Source organism: Streptomyces sp. NPDC001796 (assembly GCF_042892355.1).
In the GTDB taxonomy this organism is placed as follows: Bacteria; Actinomycetota; Actinomycetes; order Streptomycetales; family Streptomycetaceae; genus Streptomyces.
Window position 1 is genome coordinate 16,848 of record NZ_JBIAUC010000032.1, and the last position, 12,539, is coordinate 29,386.

Here is a 12,539-nt window from a genome sequence, read left to right on the forward strand (position 1 = left end):
AGCGCCGTCAGGGCGGGTCAAAAAGACAGGCCTTATACCGCTGAGCCTTCGGCGCTCGGGGTGCGGGTGAGCTGGTCGGCGACGCGAGCGATCATTTGGCTCTCTTCGCCGTCGCGGGCGGTCGTCGGGTTGTACGCGAGTACGAAGCGGCGCTGCTGGTCACGAGTGGAGAATGCGGCGGTCTTGTAGCCGTACGTCTCGCCGGTCTTGCCCCAGAGCGTGATGCCGTTGACGGTGGCCTGCTGCAGGCCGGTGCTGTAGCGGGCCGGAGAGCCGTCCGGCATCCGCACGTCGTCCGGGGGCAGGGTGAACATCAGCTGAAGCAGCTCAGGCGGGAGCAACTCGCCGGAGAACAGTGCGGCGAGCATCCGGTCGAGGTCGCCCGTGGTGGAGATCATGTCGCCCTCGCCCCGGCTGGACGACTGGTCGTACATGGTGATGTCCCGCAGACTGCCATCGGCCATCGCCAGATAGCCGTGCACGTGCCGGCCGTGGATGCGCGGGTCGTCGCCCGGCACGACGGTGCGCGCCAGACCCAGCGGACGCAGTATGCGGGCAGCGACGGCCTCCCCGTACGGGCGGCCGGTCGCCTTCTCGATGATCAGTGCTGCCAGTGCGTAGTTGACGCCGCGGTACTCCTGCCGGGTGCCCGGGGCGAACTTCAGCGGTCCGTGCGTCGCCGTCGCCACCCACTCCTGCGGCGTCCAGTGATCGAAGCGGTGGCGGAACACCTCCTCCGCGGTTTCCGGGTCCGGGATGCCGACGTGGTCGGGCAGTCCGCTGGTGTGGTTCAGCAGATGCGCCACGGTGACAGCCGCGAACCGGGTCGGCAACACGCCCGGCAGGATGCGCCGCACCGGCGCATCCAGGCTGACCCGTCGCTCCGCCGCCAACTGCAGGACCACCGTGGCGACGAAGACCTTGGTGATGCTGCCGATCCGGACCTTGTCATGTGCCGTCACTGGACACTGCGTTCGAATGTCGGCCACCCCCGAGGTGCCGCGCCAGTAGCCGGCCGTGCCGCCGACGCGCAGCTGGGCCGCAGTCGACGGCGGGTGCTCCAGGTCGTCGATCGCCGTCTGCAGGGCGGTGGGGTCCAGCGGCGGGAGCGGTGCGGGTAAGGCGAGGGCGCGGGGCGCGGGCAGCACCGCGCCGGTGGCCACCGCGGCCGTCCCCGACAGGGCGGCGCCCACAAAGAACCTGCGTGACATACGCGTTGCGGTCATGTCCCCCACCCTGTCGGCGGGCACGTCCCGCGCGCATCAGGGTTCGCCCCGGAGTGATCCCCCATCACACCCATGACCCGTCCCGCCTACGGATGACCTTGGCGGCATTCGGCCACCCATGAGGCGCCAGCGGACGCGCGTGTCTAGGCTGGCGCGGTGACTGATGAGCAGGGGCGGGTGCAGCCGTCGGGAGTGTGGGCCACGGCGGTGGGGGTGGCCAGGGTGCGGGCGCTGGAGACCGAGCGGGAGAACGCGCTGTTCCGCGACCCACTGGCACAGGCCTTCGCCGCCGCCGGCGGCCTGTGGCCCTCCTCGCCGCCGCTGCCCGATGACGAGGCCGCGCGACGCCGCCGGCTGGCCGTGTCGTTCTCCATCGTCATCAGGACGAAGTTCCTCGACGACCTGTTGCAGCAGGCCTCCGCGTCCGGGGTCCGGCAGGTCGTGCTGCTCGGCGCCGGCATGGACAGCCGAGCCTTCCGGATGGACTGGCCCGAGGGCACCCGGCTGTTCGAGGTCGACACCGCCGCGCCACTGGACTTCAAGGCTTCGGTGCTGCACCAGGAGCGGGCCGTCGCACGCTGCGAGCGGATCACCGTCGCGGTGGATCTGCGTGAGGACTGGCCAGGCGCGCTGGCCGCCGCAGGGCACGACGCGGCGGTGCCGACCGTGTGGATCGCCGAAGGACTGCTGATCTATCTGCCCGAGGACGCGGTGGAGTTGCTGCTGGCCCGGATCAGCGCGCAGTCGGCGGTGGGCAGTCGGATGGGGCTGACATTGGGCTCGCGCGGCGTGATCGAACGCTTCGGCGCGGATGCCGCGCCGGGATCGGCGGCGTCCATGTGGGTCTCGGAGATGCCCGACGACCCGGTGGGCTGGCTGGCCGGTCACGGCTGGGAGGCCAGCTGCCACACCCTGCGCGAGCGCGCTGCCGCCTACGGCCGCCCGATCAGCACCCCGCCGCAAGGCGAGGAGCGGCCCGGCGGACTGATCTCGGCGGTCCGCCGGTAGAGCGCCTCCCGGTTCCCTGCGGCTATTCCTTCAGGGGCGGAAGGTACGGCGGTGCGCTACCGGGGCGGACGGTGGGCGCGGCGCACCGATGCCGCGCCCACTCTGGAGTGGACCTTTCCGGAGCCGGTGGGACGCCGGTCCGTGATCGCGGAGTTCACCATGGCGGACGTCGTGACCGTTCCCCAGCATCTGGCCATCCCCGACGTGACCACCTACATGAACACCGAGGCGGCCCGCGACGTCGCCGCCCCTGACACACCCGTCCCGATCGCCGCCGACAAGAACGGACGCTCCGACCAGACCTTCCTCGTCGATGTCGTCGTCCGCTCAGGTGGCTCCGAACGCCGGGCCACAGCCAGCGGCCAGGACATCTACGCCATCACCGCGCTCCTCGTCGTCGAAGCCCTCGACCGCGTCCTCACCGGCCGGGCCAAGGCCGTCGGCGTCACCTCTGCCGGCGAGATCTTCGACGCCCCTGACTTCCTGCGCGCGCTCGCCCCCCGTATCACGTTCGCCCTGCACCCCCACGAGCAGATCACCTGACCCGAGTTATCCGCCCAGTCGTCGGGCGCGTGCCCTTGGCGAACCGTGACAACAGAAGATGGAACCATGACAGGGGAAGCGAGCGAGGTCGTTCTGAGCAAGCAGGACCTTCGTGAGGTCACCGCGTTCGCCGCGGCATGCGCGGAGGTGGTGCTGGAGATATTCGAGGCCGATCAGCCGGACGACTCGCGGCCTCGAGACGCCATCGGTGCCGCGTGGGAGTTCGCCCGGGGTGGTGAGCGCGGGAAATCTCTGCGCGACACAGCGTCGGCGGCCCTCAAGGCAGCCAAGAGCGCGGGCACTGCGGCTGCCCGCGAGGCGGCGTGGGCAGCGATGTCTGCGGCAGGCTCCGCCTATCTGCATCCGCTGGCCAAGGCCACCCAGGTCAAGCACATTCTCGGAGCGGGCGCTTACGCAGCCAGAGCGGCCGAACTCCTCGCCGGCGACGATCGGAGCGTTGGTGTCGAACACCTCGAGCAGACGGTACATCGTGCAACACCGGTGGTCATTGACGTGCTCAAACGCTTCCCGGCCGCGCCGGGTGGCGGCGGACGGGTCGGTGAGTTGATCCGCATGCTGGACGCCGACCTTCGTTTACTCACCGTCACTGAGTGACTTTCGGCGTCCAGTTGGCGCGGCTCCCGACGAGGGTTGTCGGGCATTCACTGACAGAACCGGTGGCCATGTCCGCTTGTGCGAGCCGGGCAGCTCGCACAAGCTGCCCGGCTGATTGCATCATCACCCACGGCGGTGGAGGCTTCGCAGCCCGTATCACCGCCGGTGGCGCCGTCGAGGTCAGCTGCCGACGGGGTACCGGCTGGTGATCGCGACGCGGTTGAAGGCGTTCATCACGGTGGCCAGCCAGGCGACTGCCGAGACCTGCTCTGCGGTGAGTACGGCCGCTGCGGCGTCGAAGTCCTCGTCGCTGACGTGTCCGTCCGGCACGCGTGTGATCGCCTCGGTCAGGCGGAGGGCGGCGCAGTCGGTGTCGGAGAAGTAGCCGGTCTCCTCCCATCCGGGCAGCACCGCGATCCGGTCGGGGTTTTCGCCCTTCTTGAGGGCGTCGCGGGTGTGCATGCGCAGGCAGAACGCGCAGCCGTTGATCTGGGAGGTGCGGATCCTCAGCAGCTCGACCAGAAGCGGGTCGAGGCCCGCTGCCGCGGCGGCCTTGTCCACCTCCGACGACAGGGCGATGAGGGTCTTGTAGGCGGCCGGGTGCTGCTCGCCGATGTTGACGCGCTGAGGGTCGGTCATGGTTCTGTGCTTCCTTCGTGTGGCCTGCGCCGCGCCCTTCGGGCACGTCTTGGTGGTGGGTGGGGCGTGGTCCGGCAGGGGCGGAGCTCGGGAAGAGTGTTGCCCCCCGCTGTGTGCCCCGGGCTACGACTTCGGGTCTTCGACCTTGAGCTTGGCTCCGGTGTCCGCGACGAAGACGACCAGGAGCTTGGCCGGCTTGGTCCGGCTGACGTTCTCGGTGAGGACATGGTGGGCGCCCGGCTGCTCGACCCAGTTCTCGCCCTGGTGGTAGGTGGTCACGGGCTTGTCGTCGAGCTTGCTGCGCACGGTGCCTTCGAGGACGTAGGCGTAGACGAACGCCTGGCCGTGCCGGTGCGGCAGCGCGCTTGCGCGGGGCGGGAAGGCGACGATCGCTGAGGTGAACGTCTTTCCCTTCAGATTCGGAAGGGGCTGCTGGAGCAGCGGTGTGAAGGTTTCGGAGGGGGCCGTCGATGCCGCGACCGTCATCTGCGCCTTGGCGTGGGCGGGCTGGTCGGAGGCCGAGCAGGCCGTGGCCGCAGTAAGCGTGGCAGCAGCCAGGAGGCCGGCGGCGATTCGCGTTCGGATCACAATGGGTCTCCTGATTCAGTCTTCCGCGACGCGGATGATCGTCTTGCCTGGGGTGCGCATGCCGGGGGCGAACGCGGCGGGTGCCTCGGCGAGCGGCCGAACAGCACCGACGAACGGCTTGAGCCGGCCGTCCCTGAGCCGCGTGGCGAGATCGGCGAGCCGGGCGCGGTCGGGTTCGACGACGAAGAAGACCGCCCGCCCGTCCTTGGGCTGGATCCTGGGCGGCATGACGATGCTGACCAGCGTGCCACCGGCCCGGACCAGGGCAGCTGAGCGGTCGAGGATGTCACCGCCGATCACGTCGAACACGACGTCGGCCTCGCCGGCGTCCTCGAGCTTCTCGGTCTGCAGGTCGATGAAGGTGTCCACGCCGAGGGCGAGTGCCCTGTCCCGGTCGGAGGCCCGGCCGGTGCCGATGACGCGGGCGCCGGCCTCGCGGGCGAGCTGTACCGCGATCGAGCCGACGCCGCCCGCGGCGCCATGGATCAGGACGGTCTGGCCTGTGGTGAGGTGGCCGTGGTCGAACAGGCCCTGCCAGGCGGTCAGCCCGGAGATCGGCAGCGCGGCGGCCACGGTGTGATCGATGTCCGCCGGCAGCGGGGCGAGGTTGCGGGCCTCCACCGCGATGTACTCGGCGAGGGTGCCGTTGCGGGTCCAGTCGGCCAGGCCGAACACCCGCTGTCCGACGCTGAGGCCGGTGGTGCCGAACCCCAGCTCTGCGACGACGCCCGACAGCTCGTGCCCGGGCACGCTCGGCGTCCGGTCGCGGCCGGCGCGATCGGTCCACGTGGCGGGCCAGTCCAGCTCGCCACGGGTGAAGCCGGCGGCGTGCACCCGCACGATGACGTCGTTCTCGGCCGCATGGGGATGGGGCATGTCCGTCAGGGACATCCCGGCAAGACCGGCGTTGCGGTCTCGCACAGTGATGGCTTGCATACAGGTCCTTACTGGGGAGGGGCGACCCGAGCGCACAGCCTGCTCGCGCGAGTGCTCATGGCGGCTGCGAGTGGATGTATGCCGCTCTGCATGATCGATCTCACGTGCTGCCGAGTATTCCTTCGTCGCCCGTTCTGCGTTCTCATCAGGGAGACGAGGTAGCCCCTCCGGGTGTGACAGCTCAGACGCGCACGAGTTTGTCGGGGTTTATGACCCTGCGGTACGCGGCGATCAGACCGTTTGTGATCTGGACCGTGTCGACGGAGTAGACCCGGCCTTCCCGGTGGAACACGAGGGCCAGCTCACCGCCGACCTCGGCGAAGTCGATGCGGTCGGGACGCCACTGGCGCCCCGTACGCACCATGACCTCGGCGACGCGCTCGCCGCCGTGGATGAGCTTGCGCGCCGCGGAGACCTTGCCGCCGCCGTCGGTGACGTAGACGGCGTCCGGGTGCAGGAGCCTGACCAGGCCGGCCAGGTCCCCGGCCTCGTAGGCGGCGCGGAAGACCGCGAGGACGCGTTCGCGCTCCGCCTTCGACGCCTGCGGCGTGGACTGCTTCGCTTTGGCCACCCGCCGTCGTGCCCGCGAGGCGAGCTGCCGGGCACCCGGCCCGGAGACATCCAGCACTTCGGCGATCCGGCCGAACTCAAGACCGAAGACATCGTGCAGGACGAAGGCCACCCGCTCGGGCGGGCTCAGCTCTTCCATGATCAGGAGCATCGCCGAACTGACCGACTCGTCGACAAGTACCGGCTGCGACGCGTCCGGCCCCGTCAGCAGCGGCTCCGGCAACCACGGGCCGACGTAGGTCTCCCGGCGGACACGGGCACTCTTGAGAATGTCGTACGACCGTCGCGCGGCCACCGTCACCAGCCAGGCCCGCAGATCACCGATGTCCCGCAGATCCGCTCCGGCCGCCCGCAGCCACACGTCCTGGGTCACATCCTCGGCATCGGCCACACTCCCCAGCAGCCGATAGGCCACACCGAAAACCGCGGGCCGGTGCCTCTCCCATTCGGCTCCGAGCGGGTCCTCCTGCTCAGACCGGTCGGGCCCGTACCCGTCACCCATACGGATCGCAACCTCCTCCAGTTCGGTGAGCCAGCGTAGATATTCGGACTCGGGAAGCCCGCCTGACACGGCAGCCGTAGGTCGCGATCAAGCTGCTTCGGGGATGGTGCCGGCGCACGGGGGCGTTTCACGGTGGAGCCGCCATCCACACCATCCCTGGGGCGGCCCTACCTCGAATCCCACTCGTTGCGGCCCGCTCAGCAGCGGGTCCGTTCACTGTGAGTCTCGCTCTCCCAGCCCGTGCGCACCGGCTCGCCGGTGGGCCTGTGAGCGCGCGATCGTCCGGCGTCGACGCGAGCCGAAACGCTCGCGGGGCGAGCGTCTCAGGGATCGTGAGGATGACCGCGGCCAGAACGACGAAGGTCAGCGTGAGGACGGGAAAGACATAGGCATCCGGACGCGAGGTCGACTGAACCAGCAACCCCACGACTCCCGCACCGGTGGCCATGCCGATACTCGTGCCCACCGCTGTCATCGTTGGCCCCAGGTGCGGACGTCGCTCGGGTGAGAGCTCGACCAATCCGGCGGCGAGACCGCCCGTGGCCGTCCCCGTGGCGATGCCCTGCACCACCCGGGCGATCAGGAGGGAGACGACGCCGTCGGCCGTCCAGAAGATCGCCGTGCTGGCCGCCGCCACCAAAAGGGCGACGGCCAGCACGGGGCGGCGCCCCAGGTGGTCACTCAGCGATCCGACCGTCAGCAACGCGCCGAGCAGACCGACGACGTACACCGCGAAGACCACCGTCAGCATCGTGACCGACAGACCCCAGCGCTCCCGGTACAGCGGGTAGATCGGTGACGGGTGCGCTCGCCGTGGCCATCATCACCACATTGGCGCAGACCAGCACGGCGAAGTACGCACCTCGCCCGAGACGACTCCCGTCGCGAGGGCGGCTCACACGTTTCATCACGTTGTCTTTTGTGACGCCCTGATCAGCTCGGCCAGGGAGCGCCCAGCATGCGCTCGACCGTTGTCGTGCGACGGAAGCCGGGAACGAAGTGCTCCAGCACATCCGAGTTCACGGTCCCGTTCGTGGTCTCCGGGCGGTGCTTGAGTCCGTCGACGTAGGTCTGCAAGAACTCCTTCTTGAAGTCGCCCCGCGGGTGGACGGCGGTGATCTCGTCCACCTGGCTGCGATCCAGCTCGTCCAGGCCGAAGCCGAGCACGTCGGTCAGAACCCCGAAATTCGTGACCGCGATCTCCGGGCCCATCCGCCCGGGAATTCCCGGGGTCGTGTGCAGCGCGATCGCCGTCCACACCACGTCGGCGGCCGTGGCCGGGAAACCGCGGTCGAGCATGAACTTGCGTGCGTGGTCGGCTCCATCGACCTCGAAGCGCTGCTCCACGTCGGAAAACGGCGTCAAGAGGCCGGTGTCATGAAACATGGCGGAGAGGTAGAGAAGCTCCGGGTCGGGCTCCAGGCCGAGCCTGCGAGCATGAATGACGCCGAAGACGAAAACCCGCCGGGAGTGATGGTAGATGAGGGGGCTGGTCATCTCCTGCATGAGGCGGGTGGCTTCGACGACCGCCGCTGTTTCAGGAATCTCCACCCCCGCGATGATCTCGCTCATGACCTCTGTGCCTTCCGATGTCAGTGTGCCTCAAATGGACGGTGCGTCCGTCTTCCACACTGCAACCAACCGGCGTCCGGCGCCGCCTCGGTCCGGCCATGAGTCACCCGGATCCGGACAGGCGGGGAGCGGGGGCTGCGCAGTAGCGCACCACGGCGCCACACGACCGCCTCCCCGGAGTACAGGAGCCTGACCGAGTCCGAACGGAAATTGATCCCTCTCGTCGTGGACGGCCTGACCAACCGGGCCATCGCCGACCGGCCGTATGTGCCCGTGCACACCGTCAACACGCACATGAGGCACATCTTCGCCAAGCTCGGTATCAACACGCGTGTCGAACTGACCCACCCGGCGATCGAACCGGGTGATCTCGCCGACGGGACGGACTGACCAGTACGCCCGACCGGTTGCCGTGGACGGCGGCCTGCTGAGCAGCCGCGGCCAGACAGCACCCGGTGCGGCAGTCGCTGTCGTTCCTCGGCGAGCCGCTCGACGGGCTTCCCTCACGTCGCTCGGTGGATGCGGCAGTCGACCGCGTCGCAGAACGCCCGGCAGGCCGCCTCCCGCTCGCGGAAGCTTTTGCAGTGCTCGCTGAATCGTGGCTGTCTGCGCGGCGTTACCGGCGCTCGTGGCCGCCGCGCCGGGTGCAGCGGCGGTCCCTTGCAGGGTGCGGACGGGAGCCGGCTGCCCCTGGGCCCCAGGGCTTCCGGGCTGCCTTTGGACCCCAGCCGGCTCCCAGGTCTCATTCCACACCGGTACGCGGAACGACGGCCAGGCCCGATCGGACAGATGTCCCTCGTTTCCGGACGTGTCGGCAACCGCCGGCCTCGCTTGGGGCGCGGAACTCGGCAGGACCCCGGCCAAGTTCGTCGAAACACGTGCGACTGGATCACAGACCCGCGCAGCCCCCAGTGTCGTCCAGTTTTCCAACGCCGCTGGTCTTGATCGGCGATCGTCTCAGTCTCTTACCCCCCCCGGGCGAAGCTCGGCCCGCGACCACAACGGAACCGGCGGTGAGCCGTCGACTTCAACGTCCCCGAACAGGCCCCGCCTGCGCGCGGCGAGCCGTGCCGAAGCGGCGCTGATAGGCAGTGGGACTGATGGACAACTCCCGTGCGAAGACGCGGCGCAGACTCTCGTAGCTCGGGAATCCCGCCAGGGCGGCCGCCTGGGTCGCGGAATGCCCCTGATCGAGGTATGCCTTGGCGAGGTCGAACCGGATCGACTCGACGTACCGGGACGGCGTGGTGGACAGCTCCTCGCGGAACAGCCGCGTGAGATGGCGGGGGCTGACATTGAGATGCTTGGCGAGTTCACCGAGGGAGTGATTGCCCGCAGGATCCGCCTGGACCAGGTCGATGACTCTGCGCAGCGCGGGAGATCTGGGCGGCGGGGCCTGCAGCGGAGCGGAGAACTGCGACTGACCGCCAGCGCGTTGCAGGTAGACCACCAGGGCCCGGGCCACGTCCCGGCTGAGTTCTGGCCCATGGTCCTCCTCCACGAGGGCCAGCGCCAGGTCGATGCCGGCGGTGACGCCCGCCGACGTGTATGTGGTGCCGTCGCGTACGTAGATGGCGTCGGGCTCGACACGGGTCTTCGGGCACCGCGAGGCGAGTTCGCCGGCGACCTTCCAGTGAGTGGTCGCCCGCTTTCCGTCCAGCAGGCCGGTGGCAGCCAGGACGAACGCCCCGGAGCAGACGGAGGCGACACGGCCGGAGCGGGCTGCCAGGTCCCTCGCCGCCTCGACCAGATCACGCGTGACAGGTGTCCTGGGATAGATGTCGCCGCCCGGCACCATGAGCGTGTCCGGGGCCGGCTGGGAGTCGGGGCTGCCGTCGACGGTCATCCGTATGCCGACCGACGACGTGACGTCGGCACCGGTCGTCGACAGCAGGGAGATCCGATAGTCGGCGCCGAGCCGATTCGCTTCAGCAAACACCTCGGCGGGGCCTGAGACATCCAGGAGCTTCACCCCGTCGTAGACGAGCACGGCGACCCGGTGGTGCATGTCGGAGCTCACAGTTCTCTTCCTCAGGCATCTGGATCCGGTGACTCGCGGCGGGGTCGAGGCCGCGCATACGGCGCGGTCCGGACCACGGAGGACGGCCACTGCCCACTCGTCCTCCCCCGCATCGGAAGCACGGACGTCATGACCGCCATCATCGCAGGGACGGCCCGGTCGTGACGGCCGGTTGCCACCGGTGTGCCGCGTCAGCCGTCCGCACCACGCGGCGGCGTCGACTCGCCCTCCCCCGCGCACTCACCCGGCCGACGGCCCGGGAGTGCGCGCACCGCGAGTCCGGCAGCGCGTCGGCTGCCGGACTCGCGGTGCGGACGGGCGCGCGGCGGACCCTGGGACCGCCGCGTTGCGGGGCAGGTCAGGCGAGGCCGGCCTTCAGGGCGGCAGCGACCTGGACCACGCGCTCGGCCTGGTGGCGGGCGGCGTTGCGGGTGTGCTCGCCGACCGAGTTGTTGCCCTGGGCGTCGACGTGCGAGGTGCCGTAGGGGTTGCCGTCGACGAACTTGACGGGGTCGGTGTAGCCCGGGGACACGATGATGCCGCCGAAGTGGTGGATGGAGTTGTACAGGGCGAGCAGCGTCGACTCCTGGCCGCCGTGCGCTGTGGCGGTCGTCACGAAGCCGCTGTAGACCTTGTTGGCCAGCTTGCCCTGTGCCCACAGGCCGCCGAGGGTGTCGATGAACTGCTTCAGCTGGGACGAGATGTTCCCGAAGCGGGTGGGGGTGCCGAAGACGATCGCATCCGCCCACTCGACGTCGGCAGTCGTGGCCTCGGGAATGCCCGCGCTCGCCGCGGCGTGGGCGGCCCACGCCTCGTTCGAGGCGATGGCGGCCTCAGGGGCCAGTTCAGCGGCCTTCAGCAGGCGCACCTCGGCGCCCGCCTTCTCGGCCGCCTCCGCGATCTCCTTGGCGATCTCGGCCGAGAACCCGGTGGAGGAGTAGTAGATGACAGCAACGCGGACAGGGCTGGTCATGGAAGTCGTCTCCGATCCTGAGGATGCGTACGGTGCGCCACGTGGGACTGGGCCCGCGTGGTGCACAGGCGTCGGCGTCGCGCTCGGCGCACTGCGCGAAGAGCGCTGCGATCACCAACGTCACGTTGAACCTTAAACCATATTGTTCAATCGTCAACTACCTGGGGTGTCCGATCCCGGTCGACGACAGGGCGCGGCACCGAGCGGCCCGAGTCATCCACGGACGAGCGTCGGCCCCTCGTGGAGGCGGCCCCCGGCCACTCCGAGCACGTACGGCACTTCCTGTTCCACCTGCTCGACCGTGGACAGGTGCGTCAACTGCGCGACATCTCCCGCGCCGCGCCGGCGGGGCTGGGGGACGACACCGAGCAATGCCTCGCTCTGCGGCCCGCCCGGCCTGGCGAGTCACATGCCACACCTCGTCGCTCGTCGCTCAGGCAGCACCGGGTGATCGCCGTCGCCCACCGGAAGGCCGAAGGATCAGCCGCCAGGTCCCGCGACCGGCCCTGACCGGCAGCGCCGGGTGCCGGACGCCGTCGGCTAGGGCCGCACTCCCGCCGCGGCCGCGTCCTCGCTGATGTCCGCTGCGGTGGCCAGCAGCGCCTCGCGGTAACGGTCGACGGTGGACTCGTCGTGGTGGGTCGTCGTCGACACGTTCACCGCGGCCACCACGTCGCCGGATCCGTTGACCACCGGTGCGGCCAGGGAGCACAGGCCGCGCTCCAGCTCTTCCTCGACGTAAGCCCACCCCTGAGCGCGTGTCATTGTGAGGATCTCCCTCAAGGACGCTTCGTCGTGCACCGCTCGGGGGGTGGGCGGTGTGAGATCGGCCCGGGTGAAGTAGTCGTCGAGTCCGCTCGGTGGCAGAGCCGACAGCAGCACGCGGCCCATGGCCGTGGCGAAGGCCGGGAAGCGGGTTCCGACGGTGATGCCGACGGTCATGATCCGTCGGGTCGCAACGCGTGCCACGTACACGATGTCCGTGCCGTCGAGCACGGCGAGGGACGTCGACTCGCCCAGCCGGGCGGAGAGTTGCTCGAGGTACGGCTGGGCGATCTGCGGCAGTTCGAGTCCGGAGAGGTACGCCGTGCCGAGGCGCAGGATCCGTGGCGTCAGCGTGAAGCGGTTGTCCAGGACGCGGACGAATCCCAGTTCGGCCAGGGTGAGCAGGAGACGCCGTACGGTGGCCCGGCTCAGACCAGTGCGTGCGGCCACCTCGCTGAGGGTCATCTCGGGGTGCTGGGCGTCGAACGCCGTGATCACCGACAGACCGCGGGCGAGAGACTGGACGTACTGGTCTCCGGGTTCGGGCTTCTCGCTCACCATGGCGTCGATCTTAGGTGGGAG

14 protein-coding genes and 1 pseudogene are annotated in these 12,539 nt (G+C 69.6%); 5 read left to right on the plus strand and 10 right to left on the minus strand.

What is annotated here, in order from left to right; translation table 11 throughout:
* Window positions 1-32: 32 nt before the first annotated feature.
* Window positions 33-1,226 (minus strand): serine hydrolase domain-containing protein, encoded by a 1,194-nt coding sequence (locus ACFYZE_RS34980; RefSeq protein WP_389003383.1) that lies wholly within the window; start codon window positions 1,224-1,226, stop codon window positions 33-35.
* A gap of 192 nt (window positions 1,227-1,418) precedes the next feature.
* Here ACFYZE_RS34980 and ACFYZE_RS34985 point away from each other — a divergent pair, with 192 nt between their 5' ends.
* From ACFYZE_RS34985 to ACFYZE_RS34995, 3 genes and pseudogenes are all read left to right on the plus strand, one after another.
* Window positions 1,419-2,234 carry an SAM-dependent methyltransferase gene (locus ACFYZE_RS34985; protein ID WP_389003465.1) on the plus strand — a complete coding sequence of 272 codons (816 nt, stop codon included), beginning with the start codon at window positions 1,419-1,421 and terminating at the stop codon, window positions 2,232-2,234.
* Window positions 2,235-2,282: 48 nt separating this feature from the next.
* Window positions 2,283-2,777 (plus strand): annotated as a pseudogene (locus ACFYZE_RS34990) (saccharopine dehydrogenase); the annotation flags it as partial.
* A 66-nt stretch (window positions 2,778-2,843) separates the two neighbouring features.
* Window positions 2,844-3,392, plus strand: coding sequence for a putative immunity protein (locus ACFYZE_RS34995; protein ID WP_389003386.1), 549 nt, complete (start codon window positions 2,844-2,846; stop codon window positions 3,390-3,392).
* 180 nt (window positions 3,393-3,572) lie between these two features.
* Here ACFYZE_RS34995 and ACFYZE_RS35000 read toward each other — a convergent pair whose 3' ends face one another.
* The 6 genes from ACFYZE_RS35000 to ACFYZE_RS35025 all read right to left on the minus strand — a co-directional run bounded on the left by ACFYZE_RS35000 (window position 3,573) and on the right by ACFYZE_RS35025 (window position 8,199).
* Window positions 3,573-4,031: a carboxymuconolactone decarboxylase family protein gene (locus tag ACFYZE_RS35000; RefSeq protein ID WP_389003389.1), complete on the minus strand. Its 459-nt coding sequence runs from the start codon at window positions 4,029-4,031 to the stop codon at window positions 3,573-3,575.
* Window positions 4,032-4,154: 123 nt separating this feature from the next.
* Window positions 4,155-4,619, minus strand: a complete 465-nt coding sequence (locus tag ACFYZE_RS35005) for a cupin domain-containing protein (protein ID WP_389003392.1) — start codon at window positions 4,617-4,619, stop codon at window positions 4,155-4,157.
* 15 nt (window positions 4,620-4,634) lie between these two features.
* A complete protein-coding gene (locus ACFYZE_RS35010; RefSeq protein ID WP_389003395.1) occupies window positions 4,635-5,555 on the minus strand; it encodes an NADP-dependent oxidoreductase in 921 nt (306 codons plus the stop codon).
* 181 nt (window positions 5,556-5,736) lie between these two features.
* A complete protein-coding gene (gene sigJ / locus ACFYZE_RS35015) occupies window positions 5,737-6,627 on the minus strand; it encodes an RNA polymerase sigma factor SigJ (protein WP_389003398.1) in 891 nt (296 codons plus the stop codon).
* A 127-nt stretch (window positions 6,628-6,754) separates the two neighbouring features.
* Window positions 6,755-7,420: an MFS transporter gene (locus tag ACFYZE_RS35020; protein WP_389003468.1), complete on the minus strand. Its 666-nt coding sequence runs from the start codon at window positions 7,418-7,420 to the stop codon at window positions 6,755-6,757.
* A gap of 140 nt (window positions 7,421-7,560) precedes the next feature.
* Complete coding sequence (locus ACFYZE_RS35025; RefSeq protein ID WP_389003401.1) at window positions 7,561-8,199, minus strand: HD domain-containing protein; 639 nt, start codon at window positions 8,197-8,199, stop codon at window positions 7,561-7,563.
* 189 nt (window positions 8,200-8,388) lie between these two features.
* Here ACFYZE_RS35025 and ACFYZE_RS35030 point away from each other — a divergent pair, with 189 nt between their 5' ends.
* Window positions 8,389-8,589 carry a helix-turn-helix transcriptional regulator gene (locus tag ACFYZE_RS35030; protein ID WP_389003471.1) on the plus strand — a complete coding sequence of 67 codons (201 nt, stop codon included), beginning with the start codon at window positions 8,389-8,391 and terminating at the stop codon, window positions 8,587-8,589.
* A gap of 637 nt (window positions 8,590-9,226) precedes the next feature.
* On the opposite strand, the gene ACFYZE_RS35035 is transcribed toward ACFYZE_RS35030, so the two are convergent.
* Together ACFYZE_RS35035 and wrbA are read right to left on the minus strand one after the other, a co-directional pair.
* Window positions 9,227-10,219 carry a GlxA family transcriptional regulator gene (locus ACFYZE_RS35035; RefSeq protein WP_389003404.1) on the minus strand — a complete coding sequence of 331 codons (993 nt, stop codon included), beginning with the start codon at window positions 10,217-10,219 and terminating at the stop codon, window positions 9,227-9,229.
* Window positions 10,220-10,577: 358 nt separating this feature from the next.
* Window positions 10,578-11,192, minus strand: a complete 615-nt coding sequence (gene wrbA, locus ACFYZE_RS35040) for an NAD(P)H:quinone oxidoreductase (RefSeq protein ID WP_389003408.1) — start codon at window positions 11,190-11,192, stop codon at window positions 10,578-10,580.
* Between the two features lie 240 nt (window positions 11,193-11,432).
* Here wrbA and ACFYZE_RS35045 point away from each other — a divergent pair, with 240 nt between their 5' ends.
* The gene (locus ACFYZE_RS35045) at window positions 11,433-11,702 is read left to right on the plus strand and encodes a hypothetical protein (RefSeq protein ID WP_389003411.1); all 270 of its coding nucleotides are present in this window, start codon (window positions 11,433-11,435) and stop codon (window positions 11,700-11,702) included.
* A gap of 30 nt (window positions 11,703-11,732) precedes the next feature.
* Here ACFYZE_RS35045 and ACFYZE_RS35050 read toward each other — a convergent pair whose 3' ends face one another.
* On the minus strand, window positions 11,733-12,518 hold the full coding sequence (locus ACFYZE_RS35050) for an IclR family transcriptional regulator C-terminal domain-containing protein (RefSeq protein WP_389003414.1): 786 nt from the start codon (window positions 12,516-12,518) through the stop codon (window positions 11,733-11,735).
* Window positions 12,519-12,539 lie beyond the last annotated feature (21 nt).

What these genes read in the sequence shown, in the direction of transcription:
- wrbA (WP_389003408.1), bottom strand. Translation starts at nt 11,192, where the DNA reads ATGACCAGCCCTGTCCGCGTTGCTGTCATCTACTACTCCTCCACCGGG.
- ACFYZE_RS35010 (WP_389003395.1), bottom strand. Translation starts at nt 5,555, where the DNA reads ATGCAAGCCATCACTGTGCGAGACCGCAACGCCGGTCTTGCCGGGATG.
- ACFYZE_RS35050 (WP_389003414.1), bottom strand. Translation starts at nt 12,518, where the DNA reads ATGGTGAGCGAGAAGCCCGAACCCGGAGACCAGTACGTCCAGTCTCTC.
- ACFYZE_RS35000 (WP_389003389.1), bottom strand. Translation starts at nt 4,031, where the DNA reads ATGACCGACCCTCAGCGCGTCAACATCGGCGAGCAGCACCCGGCCGCC.
- ACFYZE_RS34980 (WP_389003383.1), bottom strand. Translation starts at nt 1,226, where the DNA reads ATGACCGCAACGCGTATGTCACGCAGGTTCTTTGTGGGCGCCGCCCTG.
- ACFYZE_RS34995 (WP_389003386.1), top strand. Translation starts at nt 2,844, where the DNA reads ATGACAGGGGAAGCGAGCGAGGTCGTTCTGAGCAAGCAGGACCTTCGT.
- ACFYZE_RS35025 (WP_389003401.1), bottom strand. Translation starts at nt 8,199, where the DNA reads ATGAGCGAGATCATCGCGGGGGTGGAGATTCCTGAAACAGCGGCGGTC.
- sigJ (WP_389003398.1), bottom strand. Translation starts at nt 6,627, where the DNA reads ATGGGTGACGGGTACGGGCCCGACCGGTCTGAGCAGGAGGACCCGCTC.